Source organism: Microbacterium sp. B19 (assembly GCF_000333395.1).
GTDB lineage: Bacteria > Actinomycetota > Actinomycetes > Actinomycetales > Microbacteriaceae > Microbacterium.
Map to the genome: position 1 here is coordinate 1 of NZ_BADA01000451.1, position 1,606 is coordinate 1,606.

The window sequence follows — 1,606 nt, forward strand, 5'->3', positions numbered from 1 at the left end:
CCGTCCGCTGATCCGCTTCTGAAGCAGGGCGGTCGGCTGCTGCGCGAGGCGTCGTACGAGCACTCGTACCCGCACTGCTGGCGCTGCCGCAACCCCCTCATCTACAAGGCCGTGTCGAGCTGGTTCGTGCGCGTGACCGAGGTCAAGGACCGCCTGCTGGAGAACAACCAGCAGATCACCTGGGTGCCCGAGAACGTCAAGGAGGGCCAGTTCGGCAAGTGGCTCGAGGGCGCGCGCGACTGGTCGATCAGCCGCAACCGGTACTGGGGTTCGCCGATCCCGGTGTGGAAGAGCGACGACCCGAACTACCCGCGCGTCGACGTCTACGGCTCCCTCGCCGAAATGGAGGCGGACTTCGGCCGCCTGCCGCGCAACGCGGACGGTGAGGTCGACCTCCACCGCCCCTACATCGACGACCTCACGCGCCCGAACCCCGACGACCCCACCGGCCGCTCGACCATGCGCCGCATCGAGGACGTCCTCGACGTGTGGTTCGACTCCGGCTCGATGCCGTTCGCGCAGGTGCACTACCCGTTCGAGAACCACGAATGGTTCGACGAGCACTCGCCGGCGGACTTCATCGTCGAGTACATCGGACAGACGCGCGGCTGGTTCTACGTCATGCACGTGCTGTCGACCGCACTGTTCGACCGGCCCGCGTTCACGGGCGTGTCGTGCCACGGCATCGTCCTCGGCAACGACGGGCAGAAGATGTCGAAGTCGCTGCGGAACTACCCCGACGTCCGCGAGGTCTTCGATCGCGACGGCTCGGATGCCATGCGCTGGTTCCTCATGTCCAGCTCGGTGCTGCGCGGCGGCAACCTCGTCGTGACCGAGGAGGGCATCCGCTCGGGCGTCCGCGAGTTCCTCCTGCCGCTGTGGAACGCGTGGTACTTCTTCGCGACCTACGCCAACGCGTCGGGGCCCGACGGCTACGAGGCGCAGTGGCGCACCGACTCCACCGACGTCCTGGACCGCTACATCCTCGCGCTCACCGGCGACCTCGTGCGCGACGTCGCCGCCGACCTCGAGGGCCTCGACTCGACGACCGCAGCCGAGCGGCTGCGCGACTTCGCCGAGGTGCTGACGAACTGGTACATCCGTCGTTCGCGCGACCGGTTCTGGGTGGGCGTCACGGACGATCCGTCCAGCCGCGAGGCGTTCGACACGCTGTACACCGTGCTCGAGACGCTGACCCGCGTCGCCGCCCCGCTGCTGCCGCTCGTGACGGAGCGCGTGTGGCAGGGCCTGACCGGCGGACGCAGCGTCCACCTGCAGGACTGGCCGGATGCCACGGCGTTCCCCGCCGCGGCCGACATCCGGACCGCCATGGACACCGTGCGCGAGGTCTCGAGCGTCGCCAACGCCCTCCGCAAGCGCGAGGGCAAGCGCGTGCGCCTGCCGCTGCCGCGCCTGACGGTGGTGACTCCGGATGCCACGGGCCTGGCGCAGTTCGACGACATCCTCCGCGACGAGCTCAACGTGAAGAGCGTCGAACAGATCGCGCTGGAGGCCGACACCGCCGCCGCGTACGGCATCACCCACCGCCTGTCGGTCAAGGCTCGCGCCGCGGGGTCCGCGTCTCGGCAAAGCAGTGCAGCAGGCG

Annotated in this window: 1 pseudogene; it reads left to right on the plus strand. The window is 69.3% G+C overall.

Features of this window, described 5'->3' with window-relative positions:
- A pseudogene (locus I5G_RS22970) lies at positions 1-1,606 on the plus strand (class I tRNA ligase family protein); the annotation flags it as partial.